19 protein-coding genes and 1 tRNA gene are annotated in these 24404 nt (G+C 70.9%); 15 read left to right on the top strand and 5 right to left on the bottom strand.

The window, feature by feature from the left end; translation table 11 throughout:
• Nucleotides 1-170: 170 nt before the first annotated feature.
• From hisI to trpC, 4 genes are read left to right on the top strand one after another with little or no spacing between them, the layout of a single operon-like run.
• Nucleotides 171-548 (top strand): phosphoribosyl-AMP cyclohydrolase, encoded by a 378-nt coding sequence (gene hisI / locus VF612_RS17375; RefSeq protein WP_408661110.1) that lies wholly within the window; start codon nucleotides 171-173, stop codon nucleotides 546-548.
• Complete coding sequence (locus tag VF612_RS17370; RefSeq protein WP_408661109.1) at nucleotides 545-2035, top strand: anthranilate synthase component I; 1491 nt, start codon at nucleotides 545-547, stop codon at nucleotides 2033-2035. Before hisI ends, VF612_RS17370 begins: the two co-directional genes overlap by 4 nt.
• Entirely contained in the window at nucleotides 2032-2637 is a 606-nt protein-coding gene (locus tag VF612_RS17365; protein ID WP_408661108.1) for a Trp biosynthesis-associated membrane protein, read from the top strand. Before VF612_RS17370 ends, VF612_RS17365 begins: the two co-directional genes overlap by 4 nt.
• Before the next feature lie 27 nt (nucleotides 2638-2664).
• Nucleotides 2665-3528 (top strand): indole-3-glycerol phosphate synthase TrpC, encoded by an 864-nt coding sequence (gene trpC, locus VF612_RS17360; protein ID WP_408661107.1) that lies wholly within the window; start codon nucleotides 2665-2667, stop codon nucleotides 3526-3528.
• Between the two features lie 28 nt (nucleotides 3529-3556).
• Here the strand turns inward: trpC and VF612_RS17355 are convergent, their stop codons facing one another.
• Complete coding sequence (locus tag VF612_RS17355; RefSeq protein WP_408661106.1) at nucleotides 3557-4543, bottom strand: quinone oxidoreductase family protein; 987 nt, start codon at nucleotides 4541-4543, stop codon at nucleotides 3557-3559.
• Between the two features lie 61 nt (nucleotides 4544-4604).
• On the opposite strand from VF612_RS17355, the gene lgt reads away from it, so the two are divergent.
• Together lgt and VF612_RS17345 are read left to right on the top strand one after the other, a co-directional pair.
• Entirely contained in the window at nucleotides 4605-5675 is a 1071-nt protein-coding gene (gene lgt / locus VF612_RS17350; protein ID WP_408661122.1) for a prolipoprotein diacylglyceryl transferase, read from the top strand.
• Nucleotides 5638-6375 (top strand): VIT1/CCC1 transporter family protein, encoded by a 738-nt coding sequence (locus VF612_RS17345; protein WP_408661105.1) that lies wholly within the window; start codon nucleotides 5638-5640, stop codon nucleotides 6373-6375. Before lgt ends, VF612_RS17345 begins: the two co-directional genes overlap by 38 nt.
• Before the next feature lie 64 nt (nucleotides 6376-6439).
• Here the strand turns inward: VF612_RS17345 and VF612_RS17340 are convergent, their stop codons facing one another.
• Nucleotides 6440-7189: an ion channel gene (locus VF612_RS17340; RefSeq protein WP_408661104.1), complete on the bottom strand. Its 750-nt coding sequence runs from the start codon at nucleotides 7187-7189 to the stop codon at nucleotides 6440-6442.
• On the bottom strand, nucleotides 7182-7838 hold the full coding sequence (locus tag VF612_RS17335; RefSeq protein WP_408661103.1) for an ankyrin repeat domain-containing protein: 657 nt from the start codon (nucleotides 7836-7838) through the stop codon (nucleotides 7182-7184). The genes VF612_RS17340 and VF612_RS17335 overlap by 8 nt, the downstream gene beginning before the upstream one ends.
• 333 nt (nucleotides 7839-8171) lie before the next feature.
• On the opposite strand from VF612_RS17335, the gene gltB reads away from it, so the two are divergent.
• From gltB to tesB, 3 genes are all read left to right on the top strand, one after another.
• On the top strand, nucleotides 8172-12755 hold the full coding sequence (gltB, locus tag VF612_RS17330; protein ID WP_408661102.1) for a glutamate synthase large subunit: 4584 nt from the start codon (nucleotides 8172-8174) through the stop codon (nucleotides 12753-12755).
• Between the two features lie 152 nt (nucleotides 12756-12907).
• The gene (gene pyk / locus VF612_RS17325; RefSeq protein WP_408661101.1) at nucleotides 12908-14338 is read left to right on the top strand and encodes a pyruvate kinase; all 1431 of its coding nucleotides are present in this window, start codon (nucleotides 12908-12910) and stop codon (nucleotides 14336-14338) included.
• A complete protein-coding gene (gene tesB, locus VF612_RS17320; protein WP_408661100.1) occupies nucleotides 14328-15239 on the top strand; it encodes an acyl-CoA thioesterase II in 912 nt (303 codons plus the stop codon). The genes pyk and tesB overlap by 11 nt, the downstream gene beginning before the upstream one ends.
• Before the next feature lie 6 nt (nucleotides 15240-15245).
• On the opposite strand, the gene VF612_RS17315 is transcribed toward tesB, so the two are convergent.
• Together VF612_RS17315 and VF612_RS17310 are read right to left on the bottom strand one after the other, a co-directional pair.
• Nucleotides 15246-16691: an aminotransferase class V-fold PLP-dependent enzyme gene (locus tag VF612_RS17315; protein WP_408661121.1), complete on the bottom strand. Its 1446-nt coding sequence runs from the start codon at nucleotides 16689-16691 to the stop codon at nucleotides 15246-15248.
• A 73-nt stretch (nucleotides 16692-16764) separates the two neighbouring features.
• A tRNA-Leu gene (locus VF612_RS17310) sits at nucleotides 16765-16845 on the bottom strand.
• A 101-nt stretch (nucleotides 16846-16946) separates the two neighbouring features.
• Here VF612_RS17310 and VF612_RS17305 point away from each other — a divergent pair.
• The 6 genes from VF612_RS17305 (at nucleotide 16947) to VF612_RS17280 (ending at nucleotide 24014) form a co-directional block, all read left to right on the top strand.
• Complete coding sequence (locus VF612_RS17305) at nucleotides 16947-17555, top strand: ANTAR domain-containing response regulator (protein WP_408661099.1); 609 nt, start codon at nucleotides 16947-16949, stop codon at nucleotides 17553-17555.
• Between the two features lie 267 nt (nucleotides 17556-17822).
• Nucleotides 17823-19031, top strand: coding sequence for a branched-chain amino acid ABC transporter substrate-binding protein (locus VF612_RS17300; protein ID WP_408661098.1), 1209 nt, complete (start codon nucleotides 17823-17825; stop codon nucleotides 19029-19031).
• Between the two features lie 138 nt (nucleotides 19032-19169).
• A complete protein-coding gene (locus VF612_RS17295; protein ID WP_408661120.1) occupies nucleotides 19170-20087 on the top strand; it encodes a branched-chain amino acid ABC transporter permease in 918 nt (305 codons plus the stop codon).
• The gene (locus VF612_RS17290) at nucleotides 20084-22315 is read left to right on the top strand and encodes a branched-chain amino acid ABC transporter permease (RefSeq protein ID WP_408661097.1); all 2232 of its coding nucleotides are present in this window, start codon (nucleotides 20084-20086) and stop codon (nucleotides 22313-22315) included. The genes VF612_RS17295 and VF612_RS17290 overlap by 4 nt, the downstream gene beginning before the upstream one ends.
• Nucleotides 22312-23295, top strand: a complete 984-nt coding sequence (locus VF612_RS17285; RefSeq protein ID WP_408661096.1) for an ABC transporter ATP-binding protein — start codon at nucleotides 22312-22314, stop codon at nucleotides 23293-23295. Before VF612_RS17290 ends, VF612_RS17285 begins: the two co-directional genes overlap by 4 nt.
• Nucleotides 23292-24014 (top strand): ABC transporter ATP-binding protein, encoded by a 723-nt coding sequence (locus VF612_RS17280; protein ID WP_408661095.1) that lies wholly within the window; start codon nucleotides 23292-23294, stop codon nucleotides 24012-24014. The genes VF612_RS17285 and VF612_RS17280 overlap by 4 nt, the downstream gene beginning before the upstream one ends.
• Nucleotides 24015-24404: the final 390 nt, after the last annotated feature.

Raw genomic sequence — 24404 nt, 5'->3', positions numbered from 1 at the left:
CGCTGCGGCCGATCGTTGGCCGTGGAGCAGGACGACTCGCCGAGCGGCACCCTGCAACCGGGACATCGATCGCGAGGAACGGCGGCGCCCAGGTGAGAAGCAGGTGAGCGCCCGCCGCCCCGTTTTCGCCCGCTGGCTGGCCGGCCAACCCTGCACGGCAGAATTGCAGGATGCCCCCACCGCCTGCCTCCGGGCTGGACGCGCAGATCGCGGACCGGCTCAAACGCGACGCCGCGGGCCTGGTCGCGGCGGTGATCCAGCAGCACGACACCGGCGAGGTGCTGATGCTGGGCTGGATGGACGACGAGGCGCTGCACCGCTCGCTGACCACCGGACGGGTCACCTTCTGGTCCCGGTCCCGGCAGCAGTACTGGCGCAAGGGCGACACATCGGGCAACGTCCAGTACGTCCGATCCATCGCGCTGGACTGTGACGGTGACGCCCTGCTGGTGCAGGTCGACCAGGCCGGGCCGGCCTGCCACACCGGAGAACGCAGCTGCTTCGACGCCGGGCCGCCGCTGGCCGCAGTCCAGGGAGGCGTCCGGTGACCACCATCGAACGGGCCCAGCTGCCCGAGCTCGCCAAGACCCACCGGCTGGCGCCGCTGACCCGCACCCTGTTCGCCGACGCCGAGACCCCGGTCGGGGTGTACCGCAAGCTCAGCGGCGGGCGTCCGGGCACCTTCCTGCTCGAATCAGCGGAGCCTGGCGCCTCCTTCTCTCGTTGGTCCTTCGTGGGCGTCAATGCGATAGCAACCCTGATCGCGGACGGTCCCGAGGCCCGGTGGCAGGGCGAGGCGCCGCTGGGCCTGCCGCCCGGACGCGACCCGCTGGAGCAGCTGGCCGCCGCCTGGCGAGCCGTCCGGGGTCCCCGGCTGCCCGGGCTGCCGCCGCTGACCGGCGGTTTCGTCGGCTACCTCGCCTACGACGTGGTGCGCCGGATCGAGACGCTGCCCGAGATCGCGCCGGACGAGCTGGGCCTGCCGGAGCTGATGATGCTGCTGGTGACCGATCTGGCCGCGGTGGACCACCACAGCTGCACCGTCACGCTGATCGCCAACGCCGTGCTGCATCCGGAGATGACCGCCAGCGAGCTCGACGCCGCCTACGCCGATGCCCAGCGCCGGCTGGACGCGATGGCCCATGACCTGGCCGCGCCCACCGAGTCCACCGTGGTGCCGATGGTGGCGGTGCCGCCGAAGCCGGCCCGGTCCCGCACCGCCCCCGGCGACTTCGAGGCGGCGGTGGAGCAGTGCCTGGAGGCGATCCGGGCCGGCGAGGTCTTCCAGATCCTGCCCGGCCAGCGGTTCCTCACCGAGACCGACGCGGACGCCTTCGACGTCTACCGGGCGCTGCGCACCCTGAACCCGTCGCCGTACCTGTACTACCTGCACTTCGCCGACTTCGACATCGTCGGCTCCAGCCCGGAGGCGCTGGTCACGGTGTCGGAGGACCGCGCCACCATCCATCCGATCGCCGGCACCCGTCCCCGCGGCGCGGACGCGGTCACCGACGCCGCGCTGGTCGCCGAGCTGCTGGCCGACCCCAAGGAGCGCGCCGAGCACGTGATGCTGGTCGACCTGGCCCGCAACGACCTCGGCCGGATCTGCCAGCCGGGCTCGGTGCAGGTGGTCGAGTTCGGGGTGGTCGAGCGCTACAGCCACGTCTGGCACATCGTGTCCACCGTGACCGGCACGGTCGCGGCCGGCCGGGACGCCTTCGACGTCTTCGCCGCGGTGTTTCCGCACGGCACCGTCTCCGGAGCGCCGAAGGTGCGGGCGATGGAGCTGCTGGAGGAGATCGAGCCGGTCCGGCGCGGCATCTACGCAGGCGCCGTCGGCTACTTCGACTCCGCCGGCGACATGGACCTCGCGATCGCCATCCGGACCGCGGTGATGGTCGGCGGCACCGCCTACGTCCAGGCCGGGGCCGGTGTGGTGGCCGACTCCGTCCCGGCCCAGGAGGAGGCCGAGACCCGCAACAAGGCACGAGCGGTGCTGCAGGCGATCGCCACCGCGGAGACGTTGAAGCCATGACGCTGGCGCAGGCAGGGCCGGCCCGGTCCGCGCAGCGGCGGGAGATGGCCGGCGTCCTGGGGGTGGCGGCGCTGGCGGCCCTGGCGATCCTGTTCGCCGCCAGCCGGCCCTGGCTGGCCGTCACGGTGGTGCGCCGGCCGCCGTTCGGGCCGCTGCGGGTGGAGCTGACCGGCCGTGCCGAGTACCCGGCGCTGACCGGGCTGGCCGTGGTGGCGCTGCTGGGCGTGGTGCTGGTGCTGGTCACCGGCGGCGTGGCGCGCCGGGTGCTGGGCGGCCTGCTGGCGCTGGCCGGCGGGTGGTCCTGCGGGTACGCCGCCAGCGGGCTGGCCCGTCCGGGCCCGGACCGGCTGGAGCGGTTGCTGGGGGACCGGCTGGCGCAGAGCACCGGGCTGGCCGAGCTGCACCGGCATCCGGTGTGGGCGGCATCGACGTTGCTGGCGGCCGGCCTGCTGCTGCTGTGTGGCCTGGTCGTGGTGGCTCGCGCCGGCCGGTGGCAGCTGGGCCTGTCGGCCAGGTACGCGGCCCCGGCCGCGGTCGCCGAATCCGGTGACCCCTGGCGCCGGCTGGACCGCGGTGAAGATCCGACGGTGTCCGATCGGTAGCATCGGGGAAGGAAGGCCAGGTCAGTGATGGCTCATCAGCGCGGTGCAGACGCTGCGGCAGGCCGAGACGAGGAGGCAGCTGTGAACGTCCTGGAGGACATCCTCCGTGACGTCCGGCTCGACGTCGCCGCCCGCCAGGCGAAGGTCGGCATGGACGAGATGCGAGCCGCCGCCCAGGCTGCCCCGGGCCCGCTGAACGGCTACCAGGCGCTGCGCGCGCCCGGGGTGGCGGTGATCGCCGAGGTCAAGCGGCGCAGTCCGTCCCGCGGCCCGCTGGCCGAGATCAGCTCGCCGGCCGAGCTGGCCACGCAGTACCAGGCCGGCGGCGCCCGGGCGATCAGCGTCCTGACCGAGGAGCGGCACTTCGGCGGCTCGCTGGACGACCTGGACCAGGTCCGGGCGGCGGTCTCCATCCCGGTGCTGCGCAAGGACTTCGTGATCAGCTCCTACCAGGTGCACGAGGCGCGGGCGCACGGCGCGGACCTGGTGCTGCTGATCGTGGCCGCCTTGGAGCAGAACGCCCTGATCGGGCTGCGGGAGCGGATCGAGTCGCTCGGCATGACCGCGCTGGTCGAGGTGCACGACGAGGACGAGGCCTCCCGCGCGCTGGACGCCGGCGCCCGGGTGATCGGGGTGAACGCCCGCAACCTGAAGACCCTCGAGGTGGACCGGTCGGTGTTCGAGCGGATCGCTCCGGGGCTGCCCAGCGAGATCGTCAAGGTCGCCGAATCCGGGGTCCGCGATGCCCGGGACCTGATCAACTACGCCGGCGCCGGCGCGGACGCGGTGCTGGTCGGCGAGGGCCTGGTGACCTCGGGCAATCCGCGGCAGGCGGTGGCCGATCTGGTGACCGCCGGGGCGCATCCGGCCACGCCGCGGACGTCCCGCTAGCTCGCCCCGTCCGCGACGGCCCGTCCGGTCAGGGGATGAGCAGCAGCTTGCCGGTGCTGCGCCGGCCCTCCAGGTCGGCGTACGCGCGCTGCGCCTCGGCCAGCGGGTAGCGCCCGCCGATCTCGATCTGGAGGCCGCCGAAGGCCAGGCCGTTGAGCACCGCCCCGGCCCGGATCAGCAGCTCCTCGCGGGTCGCGATGTAGTGCGCCAGCGTAGGCCGGGTCACGAACAGCGAGCCGCCGGAGTTCAACCGCTGCAGGTCGAACGGCGGCACCTGGCCGCTGGCGCCGCCGAACACGGCGAGCATGCCGCGGGTGCGCAGCGATCCGAGCGAGGCGTCGAAGGTGGCCTTGCCGACGCCGTCGTAGACCACATCCACCCCGACGCCCCCGGTCAGCTCGCGCACCGCCGCGGCGACATCGGTCACCTCGGTGTAGTTCAGGACGTGATCGGCGCCCAGCGCGCGGGCCTTGGCCGCCTTCTCCTCGGTGGACACGGCGCCGATCACGGTCGCGTCCTTGGCCTTGGCCAGCTGCACCAGCAACTGGCCCACCCCGCCGGCCGCGGCATGGACCAGCACGGTGTCGCCGGCCTGCACCGCGAAGGTGGAGTTGAGCAGGTAGTGGGCGGTCATCCCTTGCAGCATCACCGCCGCGGCCTGTTCCAGATGCACCGGCTCGGGCACCGGCACCACGTCGCCCTCGGGCACCAGCACCAGGCCCGCGGCGCTGCCCCGGGTCTGGCTCCAGGCCACCCGGTCGCCCTCACTGGCGACGGTGACGCCCTCGCCGGCGGCCAGCACGATCCCGGCGCCCTCGCTGCCGAGCACGAAGGGGGTCGGGATGGGGTAGATCCCTTCCCGCTGGTAGACGTCGATGAAGTTCACCCCGGCGGCTGCGACCTGCACCAGCAGCTGCCCTGGACCGGGCCGTTCGATGTCGCGGGGTTGCACCTCCAGCACCTCGCGGCCACCGTTCTTGGTCACTACCAGGGCGTCGGTCGTCTGTGTGGACATGGCTTCACCGTAGCCAATGACCGGCATCGCTCGCCGCCTCGTCTACGGTGTGCAGGTGCAGATGATCGAAGCGGCCATCCCGTCTCCGACGGTGAGCGTGATCCGGCTCGGGGCGGTGTCGATCCACCTGTACGCGCTGTGCATCGTGGCCGGCATCCTGGTCGCCCTGTGGCTGACCGACCGCCGCTGGCGGGCCCGCGGCGGCGGCAAGAGCCAGGTCGGGGACGTGGCCGGCTGGGCGGTGCTGTTCGGCATCGCCGGCGGCCGGCTGTACCACGTGATCACCGACCCGGAGCTGTACTTCGGCAGCGGCCGGAACCCGGTGGACGCCTTCAAGATCTGGGACGGCGGCCTGGGCATCTGGGGCGCGGTCGCGCTCGGCGCCCTCGGGGCCTGGATCGGGTGCCGCCGGCACAAGATGAACTTTCCGGCGTTCGCCGATGCCGCCGCTCCGGGCGTCCTGCTCGCCCAGGCCATCGGCAGGTGGGGCAACTGGTTCAACAACGAGCTGTACGGCCGGCCCACCACGCTGCCCTGGAAGCTGCAGATCCACGAGCTGGACGTGGCGTCGGGCGAGGCCGCCCGCGATGCCGCCGGCAATGCCATCGTGCTGGGCTACTACCACCCGACGTTCCTCTACGAGATGCTCTGGAGCCTGGTGGTCGTCGCCCTGCTGCTGTGGGCCGACCACCGCCGGCTGCTGGGCCGCGGCCAGGTCCTGGCGCTCTACGTGGCCGGCTACACCTTCGGCCGGTTCTTCATCGAGGCGCTGCGCTCGGACGACGCCAACCGGATCCTGGGCATGCGGGTCAACAGCTGGGTGTCGATCCTGGTGTTCCTGGCCGCGGTGGCCTTCTTCCTGCGGCAGCGTGGGGCTCCGCGCAGCGTTGCCGGGCCGTCGGAGTCTGACGATGACGATGACGATGGCCCCGCTGGGACGGACGGCACGGCTGACCGATCCGCCGACTCGGCACTGGAGGAGAGCCCGGCCGGTGCCGGGTCCCACCTGTCCGCCGGCGCCGCCATAGACTCGAATCATGTCCAGCATGCCGAAGGCCGGTCCGAGGCGCCCGCCAGCAGCCCCGGCGCCGCCCATGGCCCCGCCGACGGCGCAGCACCACCCGAGCGGTGACCCCGACCTGGTGGTCGGCCACGAGCACCGGGAGGTCACCGGCGGCTGGCTGCGTCCGACCGTGTTCGGCATGGTGGACGGGCTGGTCTCGAACTTCGGCCTGATCGCCGGCGTCGCCGCGGCGAGCTCCGGCGCCCGGCCGGTGATGATCGCCGGCGTCGCGGGCCTGCTGTCCGGCGCCTTCTCCATGGGCAGCGGCGAGTACGTCTCGGTGCGCAGCCAGAACGAGTCGATGCGCGCCGAGGTGGAGGTCGAGCGGCTGGAGCTCAAGCACAACCCGGAGGCCGAGCTGGCCGAGCTGACCCAGATCTACATCGACCGGGGCGTCGATCCGGAGCTGGCCCAGCTGGTCGCCGAGCAGCTGTCGGTGGATCCGGTGCAGGCGCTGGAGATCCATGCCAAGGAGGAGCTGGGCGTCGACATCCACGACCTGCCCAATCCCTGGGTGGCCTCGGGGGCGTCGTTCCTGTCCTTCTCACTCGGCGCGCTGCTGCCGCTGCTGCCGTTCCTGTTCGGCGCGGACGTGCTGTGGCTGGCGGCCATCCTGACCTTGACCGGGCTGTTCGTGACCGGGGCGATCACCGCCCGGTTCACCACCCGGCCCTGGTACTACGCCGGCGGCCGGCAGCTGGCGCTCGGTGCGGTCACCTTCGCGGTGACCTACGGCATCGGCCACCTGATCGGCGCCAACGTCGTCTAGGAGCGGCTCACGCGTCGTCTAGGAGCGGCTCATGCGTCGTCTAGGGCGGCTAGGACACAGCGGGTCAGTTGAGCTCGTCGGCCGATTCCTGATGTTCGGCCCGTGCCCGGGCCCGCGCCACCGTCAGCCCGACCATCCAGGACACGATCATCGCCACGTAGGCGAGCCCCGCCACCTGCTCGATCATCACGAAGCTGCGGGCGTGCGGGCGCACCGGCACCACGTCGGACAGCCCGGTGCTGGACAGCGTCGTGAAGCTGAGGAACAACAGCTCCATCCAGGTCCGTGGCGAGCCGGAGTTCATCGCGGCCACGAAGGAGCCCGGCCAGATGATCTGGGTGACCGTGTACAGGTGCGCGAACGCCCAGGCCAGCAGGGTAAAGGTCGCGCCGACGGCGAACAGCTCGTCCCGGGTGATGTTCCGGTCGGCCAGCATGTAGGAGATCAGGCTGCCGGCGGCGTAGAAGTAGAAGGCCGCCTCGAAGCCGGACCCCCAGGCCCGCCAGACCGAGGCCTCCGAGATCACCTGGCAGATGGTGAAGATCACCGAGGGAACCCCCAGCCCGATCGACACCCAGACCGTCCAGGAGGTGGTCTCCACCGACCAGACCGCCAGCGCCAGCACCAGCAGGCCGAACACCGACACCGCGCTGGTGCCCGTCCGCGACTCCCCCAGGTAGGGATAGATCAGCACCCCGAGAAACTGGGTCAGCAGCAGGATCGCCGAGGGCTGTCGGCGGGCCCGCTCGAACAGGCTGGGACGCGCGCCCGACGCCCGGCCGACCCGGTCAGCCCGATCCGCCCGGTCAGGCAACGCCGCCGCCCAGCAGCGCCGCGCGCACCGTCTCCTCCGACGCCAGCTCGATCGGCGTCCGGCCCTCGTCGTTGGCGGCCGCGGAGTCCGCGCCGGCCGACAGCAGCGCCAGCACCGACTCCAGGTCGCCGTTGGCCGCCGCCGAGTGCAGCGGGGTCCAGCCACCCCGCTGCCGGGCGTGCACCGGGGCATCCGAGGCGATCAGGATCCACACCAGCTCCGAGTGGCGCCCGGCCGCGGCCGCGTGCAGCGGGTGCACCGCCAGCTCGTTGCGGGACGGCTCGGCCACCTCGGCGTCGGCGTCCAGCAGCATCCGGGCGGCCTCGGCGCGGCCGAAGTAGGCGGCCAGGTGCAGCGGCTGCCAGCCGTCCGGGCTCCACGAGCCGATCACCGACCGGTCGGCGGCGATCAGCTCAGCCAGCCGGGCGGTGTCGTCGAAGGCGGCGGCCTCGAACACCGACAGCTCGCCGGTGCGCGCGGCCAGCTCGTCGGCCAGCGGGGCGTGCCCGTTGTAGAGGGCGGTCAGCGCCGGTGACGCGCCGTCCGGGCCGAGGCTGGCCAGCAGCGTCGGCTCCTCGTCGAGCAGCCGCCGCACCAGGTCGACGTCGCCGGCCGCGATCGCGGCGAAGAATTCGCTCCGTGCTGCCATGCCACTACTGTGCCACCGCGGCGCGGGGCCGAGAAGGTCCCACCCTGGGCGCCGACAAGTACCCACCCCGACCCCGCAGCAGCCTCACCCCGACACCGCAGCAGCCGGCGAAGTCCCCACCCGAACGCAGTGGTTCTCCCCACCCAGATTCGTTCGCCTTGTGTCACGCTGGCCGGTAACTTGTGTGACGCTGTGGCGGTAATCTGAGCGACACACTGAGCTACCTGGGCCGACGCTGTCCCGCGAGTGACGAACACGGATCGGACGAACTCTCGCCGAACCGGACAGCAGAGGGCCCCAGCGCGCTGGCGGCCCCGGACGAGGGGAGCACGCGTGCAATTCTCCGCAGTGCCCGCCGCGCAGGGCCTGTACGACCCGCGCAACGAGACCGACTCCTGTGGAGTGGCCTGCCTTGCCGATCTCCGCGGCCGACCCAGCCACTCGCTGATCAGCACCGCCCTGACGGCGCTGCACAACATGGACCACCGTGGCGCGGCCGGCGCCGAGCCCGAGAGCGGGGACGGCGCCGGCATCACCGTCGCGATCCCGGACGAGTTCGTGCGGGCGGTGGCCGGCATCGAACTCGGCATCGAGCTGCCGCCTCCGGGCAGCTACGCCACCGGCATCGCGTTCCTGCCGACCGGCCAGGCGGCCCGGGACCGGGTGAAGGCGGTGGTCGCCGAGACCGCAGCCGCAGAGGGCCTGCGGGTGCTGGGCTGGCGGCCGGTGCCGGTCGACCCCACGGGCGTCGGCCCGAGCGCGCTGGAGGTGATGCCGGCCTTCGAGCAGGTGTTCGTCGCCCGGGCGGATGAATCAGCCGCCGTGGGCGAGGCCAGTGGCCTGGAGCTGGACCGGATGGCCTTCGGGCTGCGCAAGGTCGCCGAGCGCAAGGTCGCCGAAACTGGGGACCAGCTGCACTTTCCGTCGCTGTCCTGCCGGACCCTGATCTACAAGGGCATGCTCACCACCGCGCAGCTGGCCACCTTCTATCCCGACCTGCACGACGAGCGGTTCGCCAGCGCCATCGCGCTGGTGCACAGCCGGTTCTCCACCAACACCTTCCCGTCCTGGCCGCTGGCCCAGCCGTTCCGGCTGATCGCCCACAACGGCGAGATCAACACCGTCGGCGGCAACCGCAACTGGATGACGGCCCGGCAGTCGCTGCTGGCCTCGGACCTGCTGGCCGGCCCGAATTCCGACCTCGCGCGGCTGTTCCCGATCTGCACCCCCGGCGGCTCGGACTCCGCCTCCTTCGACGAGGTGCTGGAGCTGCTGCACCTGGGCGGGCGCAGCCTGCCGCACGCGGTGCTGATGATGATCCCGGAGGCGTGGGAGAACGCGACCTACATGGATCCGGCCCGCCGCGACTTCTACGCCTTCCACTCCACGCTGATGGAGCCCTGGGACGGCCCGGCCTGCATCAGCTTCACCGACGGCACGGTGATCGGCGCCGTCCTGGACCGCAACGGCCTGCGCCCGGGCCGCTGGTGGCGCACCAGCGAGGACCTGGTGATCCTGGCCAGCGAGGCCGGCGTGATCGAGCTCGACCCGGCGACGGTGGTCGCCAAGGGCCGGCTGCAGCCGGGCCGGATGTTCCTGGTCGACACCGCGGCCGGCGAGATCCGCGACGACGACGAGATCAAGTCGGCGCTGGCCGCCGAGCACCCGTACGGCGACTGGCTGCACAGCGGGCTGCTGCACCTGGACACCCTGCCCGACCGCGAGCACGTGGTGCACACCCACGAGTCGGTCACCCGCCGCCAGCAGCTGTTCGGCTACACCGAGGAGGAGCTGCGGGTCATCCTCCAGCCGATGGCCAGCACCGGCGCCGAGCCGCTGGGCTCGATGGGCACCGACACCCCGCTGGCGGTGCTGAGCACCCGTCCCCGGCTGCTGTTCGACTACTTCACCGAGCTGTTCGCCCAGGTCACCAACCCGCCGCTGGACGCGATCCGGGAGGAGATGGTGACCTCGCTGTCGGGCACCATCGGCCCGGAGCAGAACCTGCTCGAGCCGGCCGCGGCCTCGTGCCGCCAGATCGTGCTGCCCCGGCCGGTGATCGACAACGACGACCTGGCCAAGATCTGGCACGTCAACGCCGACGGCGACCTGCCGGGCTTCCAGTGCGCGCTGATCGACGGCCGGTACCGGGTGCACGGCGGCGGCCCGGCGCTGACCGCGGCGCTGCTGCGGGTCCGGGACGAGTGCTCGGCCGCGGTGGCCGCCGGCGCCCGGATCCTGATCCTGTCCGACCGCGACTGCGACGCCGACCACGCGCCGATCCCCGCGCTGCTGCTGACCTCGGCGGTGCACGGGCACCTGGTCCGGACGGGCCAGCGCACCAAGGTCGGCCTGGTGGTCGAGACCGGCGAGGCTCGCGAGGTGCACCACGTCGCGCTGCTGATCGGCTACGGCGCCGCCGCGGTGAACCCGTACCTGGCCTTCGAGACCATCGACGACCTGATCGAGACCGGCGTCCTCACCGGCCTCGACTCCAAGACCGCCATCGGGCGCTACATCAAGTCGCTGTCCAAGGGCGTGCTGAAGGTGATGTCCAAGATGGGCATCTCCACCGTCGCCTCCTACACCGGCGCCCAGGTGTTCCAGGCCTTCGGGCTGTCCGACCAGCTGATCGACAGCTACTTCACCGGCACCCGCAGCAGCCTCGGCGGCATCGGCCTGGACACCCTGGCCGACGAGGTCGCCGCCCGGCACGCCCGCGCGTTCCCGGCCAACCCGGTCGCCCGGGCGCACCGCCGGCTGGAGGTGGGCGGCGAGTACGCCTGGCGTCGCGAGGGCGAGATCCACCTGTTCAACCCCGACACGGTGTTCAAGCTGCAGCACGCCACCCGGGCCCGCCGCTACGACCGGTTCGCCGAGTACACCGCCGAGGTGGACCGGCTGAGCCGGCAGGGCGGCACCCTGCGCGGCCTGTTCGAGTTCCGCACCGGCCAGCGCCCGCCGGTGCCCATCTCTGAAGTAGAGGCGGTGGAGTCCATAGTCAAGCGGTTCGCCACCGGGGCGATGTCCTACGGCTCGATCTCGGCCGAGGCGCACCAGACGCTGGCGATCGCGATGAACCGGATCGGCGCCCGGTCCAACTCCGGCGAGGGCGGCGAGGACGCCGACCGCTACACCCCCGATCCCAACGGCGACCTGCGCCGGTCGGCCATCAAGCAGGTGGCCTCCGGACGGTTCGGGGTGACCTCGCACTACCTGGTCAACGCCGACGACCTGCAGATCAAGATCTCCCAGGGCGCCAAGCCCGGCGAGGGCGGCCAGCTGCCCGGTTACAAGGTGTACCCGTGGATCGCCCGCACCCGGCATTCGACGCCCGGCGTGGGCCTGATCTCGCCGCCGCCGCACCACGACATCTACTCGATCGAGGACCTGGCGCAGCTGATCCACGACCTGAAGAACGCCAACTCCGCGGCCCGGGTGCACGTGAAGCTGGTGGCCGAGGCCGGGGTGGGCACGGTGGCGGCCGGGGTCGCCAAGGCGCACGCCGACGTGGTGCTGATCTCCGGCCACGACGGCGGCACCGGGGCGGCGCCGCTCACCTCGCTCAAGCACGCCGGCATGCCCTGGGAGCTGGGCCTGGCCGAGACCCAGCAGACCCTGCTGCTCAACGGCCTGCGGGACCGGATCACCGTCCAGGTGGACGGGGCGATGAAGACCGGCCGGGACGTGCTGATCGCGGCGCTGCTGGGCGCTGAGGAGTACGGTTTCGCGACCGCGCCGCTGGTGGTCTCCGGCTGCATCATGATGCGGGTCTGCCACCTCGACACCTGCCCGGTCGGGGTCGCGACCCAGAACCCGGAGCTGCGGGCCAGGTTCACCGGCAGGCCCGAGTTCGTGGTGACCTTCTTCGAGTACATCGCCGAGCAGGTCCGCGAGCTGCTGGCCGAGCTCGGGTTCCGGACGCTGGAGGAGGTCATCGGGCACGCCGAGCTGCTGGACACCCGGGCCGCCATCGAGCACTGGAAGGCCGACGGCCTGGACCTGGCGCCGCTGCTGATGGTGCCCGAGCCGTTCCACGGCACCGCGCTCACCAAGCGGGTCGAGCAGGAGCACGGCCTGGACGCGGCGCTGGACAACACCCTGATCCAGCTGTGCGAGGGCGCGCTGCTCGACGGCCGGCCGGTGAAGCTGGAGCTGCCGGTGCGCAACGTCAACCGGACGGTCGGCACCATGCTCGGGTCGCTGGTGACCCGCCGGTACGGGGCCGAGGGCTTGCCACTGGGCACCATCGACATCACGCTGCACGGCTCGGCCGGGCAGTCCCTCGGCGCGTTCCTGCCCGCCGGCATCCTCATCAAGCTCTTCGGCGACGCCAACGACTACGTCGGCAAGGGCCTGTCCGGTGGCGTGATCGCGCTGCGCCCGGACGAGCGGTCGCCGTTCGCAGCCGAGCGGAACGTGATCGCCGGCAACGTGATCGGCTACGGCGCCACCTCCGGGCAGCTGTACCTGCGGGGCGTCGTCGGCGAGCGGTTCTGCGTCCGCAACTCCGGGGCGACCGCGGTCACCGAGGGCGCCGGCGACCACGCGCTGGAGTACATGACCGGCGGCACCGCGGTGATCCTCGGCCCGACCGGACGGAACCTGGGGGCGGGGATGTCCGGCGGCATCGCCTACGTCCTCGATCTGGACTCCGACCGGGTGAACCCGGAGCTGGTGGACATCGAGCCGATGACCGCACAGCACGGCGACGCGCTGGCCGCGATCCTGCGCACGCACCTGCGGCTGACCGGCTCGACGGTGGCCAAGGAGCTGCTGCTCGACTTCAGCCGCGCGCTCCGCCGGTTCTCGGTGATCATGCCCCGTGATTACAAGCGGGTGCTGCAGGCCACCAGCCGGGCCCGGGCGGCCGGGGAGGACGTCGACGAGGCCGTGATGGCCGCTGCCCGCAGCTGATGAGCGACACCGCGCTGGTGGGCGGGCGCCGGGCTGATGAGCGGCGCCGGGCTGATGAGGGGCACCGGCGGATGAGGGGCACCGGCGGATGAGCGGGCGCCGGGCTGCCAGCTGGCTTATCGCGGGCAGCCGGAGCGGTTAAGGTGGGAGGAGTGACACGCCGCGCAAAGATTGTCTGCACCCTCGGTCCCGCCACCGATGCACCCGAACGGACCCGGGCCCTGGTGGAGGCGGGGATGGACGTGGCCCGGCTCAACTTCAGCCACGGCGAGCATCGCGACCACGCCGGCCGGTTCCACGGGGTCCGCGAGGCTGCCAAGGCCGCCGGCCGCAACGTCGCCACCCTGGCCGACCTGCAGGGCCCGAAGATCCGGCTGGGCAGGTTCGCCGACGGCCCGGTGATGTGGGCGACCGGCGAGCGGGTCCGGATCACCGTCGAGGACATCGAGGGCGACCACGACCGGGTGTCGACCACCTACAAGCAGCTGGCCCAGGACGTCCGTCCCGGCGACAAGCTGCTGGTCGACGACGGCAACGTGGCGCTGGTCGCGGTGGCCATCGAGAACGGCACCGACGTGGTGTGCGACGTCAGCGAAGGCGGCATGGTCAGCAACAACAAGGGCCTGTCGCTGCCCGGGGTCGCCGTCAGCGTGCCCGCGCTGAGCGAGAAGGACATCAGCGACCTGGAGTTCGCGCTGACCCTGGGCGTGGACTGGGTGGCGCTGTCCTTCGTCCGGTCCCCGGATGACATCAAGCTGGTGCACGAGGTGATGGACCGGGTCGGCGTCCGCCGTCCGGTGATCGCCAAGATCGAGAAGCCGGAGGCCGTGGACCGGCTGGTCGAGATCGCGCTGGCCTTCGACGGCGTGATGGTGGCCCGGGGCGACCTGGGCGTGGAACTGCCGCTGGAGCAGGTGCCGATGGTGCAGAAGCGGGCCATCGCGATCTGCCGCGACAACGCCAAGCCGGTGATCGTGGCGACCCAGATGCTGGAGTCGATGATCAGCCACTCCCGCCCGACCCGCGCCGAGGCCTCGGACGTGGCCAACGCCGTGCTCGACGGCGCCGATGCGGTGATGCTCTCGGGCGAGACCAGCGTCGGCACCTATCCGGTGCAGGCGGTGGCCACCATGTCCCGGATCATCACCTCGGTGGAGCAGTCCACCGTCGAGGTGGCCGCCCTGCTGCACGACCCGCGCACCCCCGGCGGCGTGATCGCCAAGGCCGCCAAGGACATCGGCGAGTCACTCGGCGCCACCGCCCTGGTGGCCTTCACCCAGAGCGGGGACACCGCCCGCCGGCTGGCCCGGCTGCATGCCCGGTGCGCGGTGCTGGCGTTCACCCCGGAGGAGACGGTGCGCCGGCAGCTGGCGCTGTCCTGGGGCGTCCAGGCGCACCTGGTGTGGACGGTGCAGACCACCGACGAGATGGTCCGCCAGGTCGACTCGGCGTTGCTGGCCCAGCGGGTCTGCCGTCCCGACGACCTGGTCGTGATCGTGGCGGGGACCCCGCCGTCGACGCCCGGCACCACCAACACCGTCCGGGTCCATCACATCGGAGGCATCCTGCAACGTGACCGCTGAGCCCGACCTCGAGGTCGTTCCCGGCGCCGAGTGGCTGCGCGGCCAACCGGTGGTCGATGGGCTGGTCGGCCTGCTCGACCTGGAGGCCATCGAGACCGACATCTTCCGCGGCATCAGCCCGAAGATCGCGTTGCAGCGGGTCTTCGGCGGCCAGGTCGCCGGCCAGGCGCTGGTCGCGGCCGGCCGCACCGTGGACACCGACCGGCTGGTGCACTCGCTGCACTCCTACTTCATCCGGCCCGGCGATCCGTCGATCCCGATCATCTACACCGTCGAGCGGATCCGCGACGGCCGGTCGTTCTCGGTGCGCCGGGTGCTGGCGATCCAGCACGGCCAGCCGATCTTCACCCTGTCGGCATCCTTCCAGCTGCCCCAGGGCGGCATCGACCATCAGGCGACGATGCCGCCGGCGCCCGCGCCGGAGGAGTTGCCGACGCTGGCCGAACGGTACGAGGGCTACGACGACCTGTGGGCGGTGATGCGCCAGATCCCGCAGGCCTTCGACGTCCGCTACGTCGATGACCCGCCGTGGGTGCAGCGCGTGCAGGGGCCGCGGGAGAGCCAGCCGCACCGGATCTGGCTCAAGGCCGACGGCACGCTGCCCGACGACCCGCTGCTGCACATCTGCGTGGTGACCTTCGCCTCGGACATGAACCTGCTGGACTCGGTGCTGATCCACCATGGCCTGGCCGCCCGGCTGGACCCGATCAGCATGGCGTCGCTGGATCACGCGATGTGGTTCCACCGCCCGTTCCGTGCCGACGACTGGCTGCTCTACGTCTCGTCCTCGCCGTCGGCCTCCGGCGGGCGCGGGCTGGCCACCGGGCAGTTCTACTCCCGGGACGGCCGGCTGGTTGCCAGCGTCACCCAGGAAGGCATGATCCGGCTCCCGAACGCCTGAGCCGTCCTACCCGACCCGGACGCTGTTGCCGCCCTGCCCGGGCTGAGCGGCCCGGCTGGTGATCGCCTTCCAGGCCGCCTCGACGTGCCGGCGCTCGGTCAGCACCGAGCCGATCGCCATCCGGATCGCGAACCGGCCGTCGACCAGGGTGTGGGTCAGGTAGGCCTCACCGGAGGCGTTGACCGCCTGCAGCAGCTCTCTGGTGGCCTGGTCACCCTCGCGCGATGCGAAGGTGACCAGCGCCAGCGGGTGCGGCGCCAGCAGCTCGAACCGGTTATCGGCCGCGACCCAGGACGCGAACTCCTGCGCGAGCGCCACATGCCCGCGGATGTGGGCCTGCAGGCCGTCGGCGCCGTACCAGCGCAGCACCGTCCACAGCTTCAGCGCCCGGAACCGCCGGCCCAGCGGCACCTGCCAGTCCCGGTAGTCGAACACCTCGCCGGACTCGGTGGCGGCGTTGCGCAGGTACTCCGGCAGGATCGACAGCGCCCCGATCAGGGCGGCCCGGTCGGCGACCCAGAACGCGGTGCAGTCGAAGTTGGTCAGCAGCCACTTGTGCGGGTTGGTGCAGTAGGAATCGGCCCGTTCGACGCCGGCGTTGATCCAGCGCAGCTCCTCACAGACCGCGGCCACCCCGGCCCAGGCGGCGTCCACGTGCAGCCAGGCGCCGTAGCGGTGCGCGAGCTCGGCCAGCTCGGCCACCGGGTCCAGCGCGCCGGTGCCGGTCGCGCCCACCGAGGCCACCACCAGCGCCGGCGTCCGGCCGGCTGCGACGTCGGCGGCCAGCAGCTTTGCCAGGTGCGCCGGCCGGGCCGCCAGCGTCGCCGGGTCCACGTCCAGCTTGCGCAGCGCCGCGGTGCCGATGCCGGCGATCCGGCAGGCCTTCTCGACCGAGGAGTGGGTCTGGGCGGAGGTGTAGACGCTGAACCGGCCGGCGCCGACGCCGTCGGTCTCGGTGGCGCCCGCGCTGGCCCGGTGCAGGGCGGCCACCAGCGCCACCAGCGCCGCGTCGGAGGCCGAGTGCTGGATCACCCCGCCGCCGGCCGACTCCGACCGGAAGCCGGCCGGCAGGTCCAGCAGCTGGGCCAGCCAGTCCAGCATCAGGGTCTCGAGCTCGGTGGCCGCCGGCGAGGTGGCCCACAGCATCCCCTGCACGCCCAGGCCCGAGGCCAGCAGGTCCCCCAGGATCGAGGGGCCGGTGGCGCTGGCCGGGAAGAAGGCGAAGAAGGACGGGTGCTGCCAGTGCGTGAGCCCCGGCAGGATCACCGAGTCCAGGTCGGCCAGCACCCCGTCGAAGCCCTGGCCGGCAGCCGGCGGCTCGGCCGGCAGGCCGGCCCGCACCTCACCGGGAGCGACCCGGGAGAGCACCGGCAGGGACTCCAGGCGCTGGTAGTAGTCGGCGATCCAGTCGATGACCTCGCGGCCGTGCCGGCGGAACTCCTCCGGGCCCATGTGCCCGGTCACCGGGCGCAAGCCCGGCCGGTCCACCAAGCCCGGCGGCGTCGCCGACAGCCGCCCCGGTCGGTGCCCCCGGTGGGATTTGAACCCACACGCCTTGCGGCAATGGATTTTGAGTCCACCATGTCTGCCATTCCATCACAGGGGCTTGAGCCGGACGGAAGTCTATCCGGATAGGCTCAGCACTGTGCAGCCGCGCATCCCACCGTGGTTGCCTGGAGAAGAACCGGCTGAAAGCAGGACGCTGTCGTGAGCGAGCAGGCGCCATCCCGTGAACAGCCCGTCGCCCGGCGGGTGCTGATCGCCGAGGACGAGGCGCTGATCCGGCTCGACCTGCGCGAGATGCTGCAGGAAGAGGGCTTCGAGGTCGTCGGCGAGGCAGCCGACGGCGAGAAGGCCGTCCAGCTGGCCACCGAGCTGCATCCGGACGTGGTCATCTGCGACGTCAAGATGCCGAAGATGGACGGGATCACCGCCGCCGGCCAGATCGCCGCCGCCCGGATCGCCCCGGTGGTGATCCTGACCGCCTTCAGCCAGCGGGACCTGATCGAGCGGGCCCGCGACGCGGGCGCCATGGCCTACCTGGTCAAGCCGTTCCACAAGCGCGACCTGCTGCCGGCGATCGAGATGGCCACCAGCCGGTTCGCCGAGATCAAGGCGCTGGAGGCCGAGGTGTCGGGCCTGCAGGACCGGCTGGAGGCCCGCAAGCTGATCGAGCGCGCCAAGGGCGTGCTGATGGCCGAGCACCGGCTGTCCGAGCCCGAGGCCTTCCGCTGGATCCAGCGGGCCGCGATGGACAAACGCACCTCGATGCGCACGGTCGCGGAGGTGGTGCTCACCGAAACGGGGCACCGCTGACCGGGATGGGCGCTTTCGTACCGCTGAGTAGTCGACCCGTGACAACCCCGGTGTTGTATGTCCGAACTTTTGTCAAATGTAAGAACCCGGTGGGACGCGATTTGATTACGACCTACGCCTGTTAATACGGATGCCATCCATCGGCGACAAAACTCAGGCTAGCGTGCACCGTCACGAGCCCTGTACTGCGCAGCGCGGGCTCGTAGCGTCCACACGAAACACCATCACGGCCTAATCGAGGCAACGAGGAATGAGGAGGAGACGTCAGTGCGGACTAGTTCCCTGGCGAAGGTCGCCGTTATCGGCGTAGTGGGGGTCATGGCGCTCAGCGCCTGCTCCAACGACAGCAACAATGACAACAACTCAGGTGGCCTGAACCCGGGCGGCAACAACAGCAGCGGCAACACCAACGCCAACAAGACCTACAAGATCGGCTGGCAGGGTCCGCTGTCCGGTGACAACCAGCAGCTCGGCATCAACGAGGCCAACGGCAGCCGGCTGGCCGTCGCGCAGGCCAACGCCAAGGGCGACCTCGGCTTCAAGCTCGAGCTGGTCGAGTCCGACGACGTCGGCACCGCGGACAAGGCGCCCGCCGCGGCTGCCAAGCTGATCCAGGACCCCGCCGTCCTCGGCGTGGTCGGCCCTGCCTTCTCCGGCCCCACCTCGGCCACCGGCAAGACCTACGCGGCCGCCAACATGGGCCTGATCAGCGGCTCGGCGACCAACGCCACCCTGACCTCGTCCGGCTTCACCACCTTCCACCGGGTGGTCCCGACCGACGGGGTCGAGGGCACCCAGGCCGCGGAGTGGCTGGCCAAGAAGTTCAAGAAGGTGTTCGTCGTCGATGACACCACCACCTACGGCAAGGGTGTCGGCGACGTCGTCGACAAGGTCATGAAGGAGAAGGGCGTCACGGTCCTTCGCCAGGGTGTGGCTCAGAACACCCAGGACTACGGCGCCATCGCGCAGAAGGTGACCGCCTCCGGCGCCCAGGCGCTGTTCTACGGGGGCTACGACGCCCAGGCGGCGCTGTTCGCCAAGGCGCTGGTCGCCTCGGGCTTCAAGGGCCTGAAGATGACCGGTAACGGTGGCAAGTCCTCGGTGTTCACCAGCGGCTCCGGCGCTGCCGGCAACGGCTGGTACTTCTCCTGCGGTTGCCAGGACGCCACCACCGCGCCGGAGGCCAAGGAGTTCGCCGCGGCCTACGAGAAGATGTTCAACACCCCGCCGTCGACCTACTCCCCGGAGTGCTTCGACGCCACCAACGCCCTGATCGAGGCGGTCAAGGCGGCCGTGAAGAAGGGCACCCCGACCCGCAAGGCGGTGGCCGAGGAGATCAACAACCTCGACTACAAGGGCATCACCACCCAGGTGAAGTTCGCGCCCAACGGTGAGGTGGCCGCCGCGACGGTGAACCTGTACCAGCAGAAGGACGGCAAGATCGTGATGCTGGGCAAGATTCAGGACCAGCCCTGAACCAGCTAGTTCGCTAAGGCAGTAACCCCGGATGAGGGGCGCGAGAATTTCGGCTCAGCCGGATGGCGCGCCCCTCATCTGTGAGTTTGCATGACCATCCCGTCGTCCTGCCGGAAGGTATGAAGCGTGACCGACTTCATGAACTACCTGATCCTCGGGCTCACCCGCGGATCGATGTACGCCCTGATCGCCTTGGGCTACACCCTCGTGTACGGAGTGCTCCAACTGATCAACTTCGCGCACAGCGAGGTGTTCATGTCCGGCGCCTTCGGCAGCTACGCGATCGTCCACCTGATAGTCGGCGATGGTAAGAACACCCCGTCCTGGTCGGTGCCGTTCGTCCTGATCGCGGGAATCCTCGCCGGCGCGGTCACCGCCGCCGTCATCGCCTGGGCGCTGGAACGGGTCGCCTACCGGCCGCTGCGCAAGCGGGGAGCGCCGAAGCTGGCCTTCCTGATCAGCGCGATCGGGGCGTCGTTCTTCCTCTCCCAGCTCTTCGGCAAGCTGTTCGGCAGGCTGACCTCCAACAGCTTCCCGGAATTCTTCGACCAGAACGCGGTGATCTTCAAGCCGTTCGGGGCCGAGGTCCGGGTTCTGCAGATCGTGATCATCGTCTCGGCGATCGTCATGATGATCTTCCTCGACCGGCTGGTCACGGTCACCAAGCTCGGGCGCAGCATCCGCGCCATCTCCGAGGACGCCCCGACCGCGGCGCTGATGGGCATCGACATCGACAAGACCATCTCCCGCACGTTCGTCATCGGCGGCCTGCTCGGCGGCGCCGCCGGTTTCCTGTTCGGGCTCAACTTCAGCTTCGGCAACACCATGGGATTCATCCCCGGCGTCAAGGCGTTCGCCGCGGCGGTGCTGGGCGGTATCGGCAACATTCGCGGAGCCATGATCGGTGGCCTGCTGCTGGGTATCGTCGAAAACCTGGTGCCCCTGATCAACATCGACACGAAATGGACTGACGTGGTGGCATTCGTTGTGCTCGTGCTGGTGCTCATGTTCCGTCCGACCGGGATCCTCGGCGAGCGTCTGGGGCGTGCGGCATGACCCGGCCGTCCGACCTGCTCGGCAGGCTGGCCGCCTGCCTGGCCGGCGCGCTGGTGCTGTCGCTGATGTGGGGACCGCAGGAAGGCAGCTTCGGCAACTTCTGGTTCGTCATCAACCACGCCCTGTTCTCGCCCCGGGTGCTGGTGTTCCTGGCGCTCGGCGTGGTCGCGTTCCTGGCGATCAGCTTCTGGCCCAAGGTGGTGCCGTTCCTGGCCCGGCCCGGCGTCTGGCCGCTGATCGCCGGCACCTTGACGGTGATCGCGGCCCAGACCCTGATGCACTGGGCCGACCAGGTCGGTGACGCCAAGTTCGGCACGGTGGCCAACGCCGTGGCCAACACCAACGGGATCTCCTCGCTCGCCGCCACCTTCTTCGGCGGCCTGGCCTGGGCGCAGCTGGTGGTGATCGTCCTGCTGATCGGCGCGGCGATCGTGACCGGCATCCGCAACTTCGGCTGGGCCGCGGCGGCGCTCAGCGTCGTCGCCGCCGTGATCGCCTTCATCGCACACGGGGCCGTGGTGAATCGGGCCGGTGGCGCCGACCATTCGCTGGGCGTCTACGTCTGCATCGTCGGCTACCTGGTGCTGATGACGGCCGGCCTGGTGGTCGCGATGTCGCACGAGCAGGTCGCCAACTCCCAGCGGGCGGTGAACCGGGTGCTCGGCTGGCGTCCCGGGCTGCCGCTGGTGCTGATCGGCGCCGTGCTGGGGCTCATCTCGATGACCTCCTCGGCCTGGTTCTCGCCGCAGAACTACAACGCCACCCTCATCGACACCAACAACCTGTTCAAGGGCACCGGCCTGGCGCCGATCGCGTCGCAGTACCTGCTCTGGCTCGGCTGGGCGCTGTTCGCGGCCAGCCTGGCGCTCAGCGGGGCGGCGACGTACCTGCGGAACCGGACGCTGGGCTGGGCCGGCGCCGCGGTGGGCGGGGTGGGCGTGGTGCTCACCATCCTGACCCTGTACCGGATCAGCTCGCTGGCAGCCCGCCGCGGGGTGGACGGCGCGGAAGGCCCGTGGCAGAACCTCGGCGCCGGTGGCTGGATGACCGCGGCGGCGCTCTTCCTGATCGGCGCCGGCGGCTACATCGCCGCGACCGCCCCTCGGTTCGCCGGGCGGACGGCCGAGGTCGACTCCGACGCCGTGGCCTCCGGCCGCTCGGCGAGCGGGGCATTCCTCACCGCGCCCGGCGCGGTGCGCAGCGGCATCATGCTCGCGATCGCGGTGGCGCTGTTCTACCCGCCGACCGCCAACGGGTTCTGGCAGTCGGTGCTGGTGTCGCAGATAGGCATCTACGTCCTGCTGGCGATCGGCCTGAACGTGGTGGTCGGCTGGGCGGGCCTGCTGGACCTGGGATTCATCGCCTTCTACGCCATCGGCTCCTACACCACGGCCTACCTGGTGGGCTCGCTGCCGGTGAAGCCGCCGTCCTGGCTGCACATGAGCCCGCTGCTGGCCATCCCGTTCGCGGTGGTGATCTGCCTGCTGGCCGGTCTGGCCCTGGGCGCGCCGACCCTGCGGTTGCGCGGTGACTACCTGGCGATCGTGACCCTCGGCTTCGGTGAGATCATCCGGATCGTCGCGGTCAACGGCGACCGGGTGACCAACGGCAGCCAGGGCCCGTCGACCCAGGTGCCGCACCCGGTGATCGACCTCGGCCCGGTGTCGATCACCTGGGGCCTGAACCAGTTGCAGTACTGGTACCTGTTGATGGTGTTCGTGCTGGTGGTGCTGCTGGCGTTCCGGCGGCTGGAGCACTCCCGGGTCGGGCGCGCGTGGGCCGCCATCCGCGAGGACGAGGTCGCCGCCCAGGCGACCGGCATCAACACCTTCCGGATCAAGCTGCTGGCCTTCGCCATCGGCGCCTCGACCTCCGGGGTGGCCGGGGTGTTCTTCGCCAGCCAGGTCGGGTTCTTCACGCCGGACAACTTCCTGCTGAACAACTCGATCCTGGTGGTCGCCTACGTGGTGTTCGGCGGCATGGGCTCGCTGCCCGGCGCGATCGCCGGCGCGGCGCTGCTGACCTGGTTGCCGGAGTTCCTCAAGGACCAGGTTCCCGCGGCGGACCGGCAGATGTGGATCGGCGCCGTGGTGCTGCTGATGATGATCTTCCGTCCCGGTGGCCTGATACCGGCCCGTCGTCGAGCGGTCGAGCTGTCCGGGCTGCCCGAACAGAGACAGAGCCTGGAAGCGCGCGACGTTCCGATCCACGAGGGGGCCGCGCGATGACGTCGACGGCCATGAATGACTCGGCCACGTCCGAGCCGTCCACCACCGGTCCCGACGTCGTCTTCGACGTCCGGGACGTGACCCTGCGCTTCGGCGGTGTGACCAGCCTGAACAACGTGTCGCTGCAGATGTACCGCGGCGAGATCCTGGCGGTGATCGGGCCGAACGGGGCGGGCAAGACCTCGCTGTTCAACTCCCTGACCGGCGTCTACACACCGCAGGACGGCAGCATCGAGGTCCGGGCCCGGGAGGGCGACTCGCCGACCAGCGTGATCGGCCTCAAGACCCACCTGGTCAACCGGCTGGGAGTGGCCCGGACGTTCCAGAACATCCGGCTGTTCCCGGCGCTGACGGCGTTGGAGAACGTCAAGGTCGGCATCGAGACCCGCCAGAAGTCCGGGTCCATCTCGGCGATGCTGGGGCTGCCGAGGCAGCGCCGGGAGGAGCGGGAGAGCACCGAGGCCGCCTACCGGCTGCTGCACCGGGTCGGCCTGGAACGGCGCGCCAACGACATCGCGGGCTCGCTGGCCTACGGCGAGCAGCGCCGGCTCGAGATCGCCCGGGCGCTGGGCACCTCGCCCGGGGTGATCCTGCTGGACGAGCCGGCCGCCGGCACCAACCCGGCGGAGAAGCGGGAGCTCGCCACTCTGATCCAGAGCATCAACGTCGATGACAACGTCAGCGTGCTGCTGATCGAGCACGACATGAAGCTGGTGATGTCGATCGCGCACCGGATCATCGTGCTGAACTTCGGGCAGAAGATCGCCGAGGGCTCGCCCGAGCAGATCCAGCGCAACCCGGAGGTGGTGGCCGCCTACCTGGGGACGCCGGCCGACGAGGTCGCCGAGAGCGATCTGAGCCAGCCCGAGCTGCACCGGATCGACACCGCGGTGCCGCTGGACGAGCTGGTCGGGCAGTCGTCGGAGCCAGCCGAACACGACGGCCATGCCAGCCACGACAGAGGGGGACTGCCGACGTGAGCGAGCCACTGCTGAAGGTCGATGACATCGAGGTGCGCTACGGGGCGATCAGGGCCCTCAAGGGAGTCAGCTTCGAGGTCAACGAGGGCGAGGTGGTGGCCCTGCTCGGCGCCAACGGCGCGGGAAAGACCACCACCCAGAAGACGGTGTCGGGCATGCTGCGACCGGCCCTCGGGGAGATCGTGTTCGAGGGTGAGCGGGTGGACGGCATTCCCGCCCACCACCTGATCAGCATGGGCATCTGCCACGTGCCCGAGGGCCGCCGGGTGTTCCCCCGGATGACCGTGCACGAGAACCTGGAGATGGGCGCCTTCCGGTTCAAGCGGCCGGACATGCAGGTCTTCGAGCACGTCCTGGAGATCTTTCCCCGGCTGCGTGAGCGGATCAAGCAGCCGGCCGGCACCCTGTCGGGCGGTGAGCAGCAGATGCTCGCCATCGGCCGGGCGCTGATGGGCAAGCCCAGGCTGCTGCTGCTGGACGAGCCGTCGATGGGTCTGGCGCCGCTGATCGTGAAGCAGATCTTCGACATCGTCCGCGACATCAACGCCAGCGGCGTGACGGTGCTGATCGTCGAGCAGAACGCGGCGCAGGCGCTGTCGCTGGCCAACCGCGGCTACGTGCTGGAGACCGGCGAGATCGTGCTCACCGGCACCGGCAAGGACCTGCTGGCCGACGACCGGGTGCGGGCCGCCTACCTCGGTGAGGAGATCGCGGTCTAGGACCGATGTGCCGTTTGACCGCCTGCGTCACCAGCTGGGAGGGCTCCCAACCGGGTGTTTGATCACCGTCGGTGACGCAGGCGGTGACGGGCAGTTTCGTGGCGGGCAATACCCGACGTTGCCCTGTCGTGCCGCGCTCGCGCGCGCTAGGGTGCGTGCGGGGTGGACAACTGAACAAGCCGCCCCGCATCGGTGATCACGACGAGATCGGGAGCGGATGTGTCGAGAGGTAACCTGCGAGTCAGGCCGGCCACGACCTCCGACATCAACGATCTGATCGCCCTCACCGTCGACAACGGGGTCACCGAGCATGTCGGTCGCAGAGGCCGCAAGGGCGACCCCAACTCCCTCGCCGACCGGTACCGCTCGCTGCTGTCGGACCTCGAGCGG

This window comes from Jatrophihabitans sp. (assembly GCF_036388195.1).
In the GTDB taxonomy this organism is placed as follows: Bacteria; Actinomycetota; Actinomycetes; order Mycobacteriales; family Jatrophihabitantaceae; genus Jatrophihabitans_A.
Note: the sequence above shows the minus strand (reverse complement) of the source record. Positions and strands in the feature narration are given on the sequence as shown.

Bases quoted from the DNA above. Each gene is read 5' to 3' on its own strand.
- hisI (WP_408661110.1), top strand. From the start codon at position 171: ATGCCCCCACCGCCTGCCTCCGGGCTGGACGCGCAGATCGCGGACCGG.
- VF612_RS17365 (WP_408661108.1), top strand. From the start codon at position 2,032: ATGACGCTGGCGCAGGCAGGGCCGGCCCGGTCCGCGCAGCGGCGGGAG.
- trpC (WP_408661107.1), top strand. From the start codon at position 2,665: ATGGCTCATCAGCGCGGTGCAGACGCTGCGGCAGGCCGAGACGAGGAG.
- VF612_RS17355 (WP_408661106.1), bottom strand. From the start codon at position 4,543: ATGTCCACACAGACGACCGACGCCCTGGTAGTGACCAAGAACGGTGGC.
- lgt (WP_408661122.1), top strand. From the start codon at position 4,605: ATGATCGAAGCGGCCATCCCGTCTCCGACGGTGAGCGTGATCCGGCTC.
- VF612_RS17345 (WP_408661105.1), top strand. From the start codon at position 5,638: ATGGCCCCGCCGACGGCGCAGCACCACCCGAGCGGTGACCCCGACCTG.
- VF612_RS17335 (WP_408661103.1), bottom strand. From the start codon at position 7,838: ATGGCAGCACGGAGCGAATTCTTCGCCGCGATCGCGGCCGGCGACGTC.
- VF612_RS17315 (WP_408661121.1), bottom strand. From the start codon at position 16,691: ATGGGCCCGGAGGAGTTCCGCCGGCACGGCCGCGAGGTCATCGACTGG.
- VF612_RS17295 (WP_408661120.1), top strand. From the start codon at position 19,170: ATGAACTACCTGATCCTCGGGCTCACCCGCGGATCGATGTACGCCCTG.
- VF612_RS17290 (WP_408661097.1), top strand. From the start codon at position 20,084: ATGACCCGGCCGTCCGACCTGCTCGGCAGGCTGGCCGCCTGCCTGGCC.
- VF612_RS17285 (WP_408661096.1), top strand. From the start codon at position 22,312: ATGACGTCGACGGCCATGAATGACTCGGCCACGTCCGAGCCGTCCACC.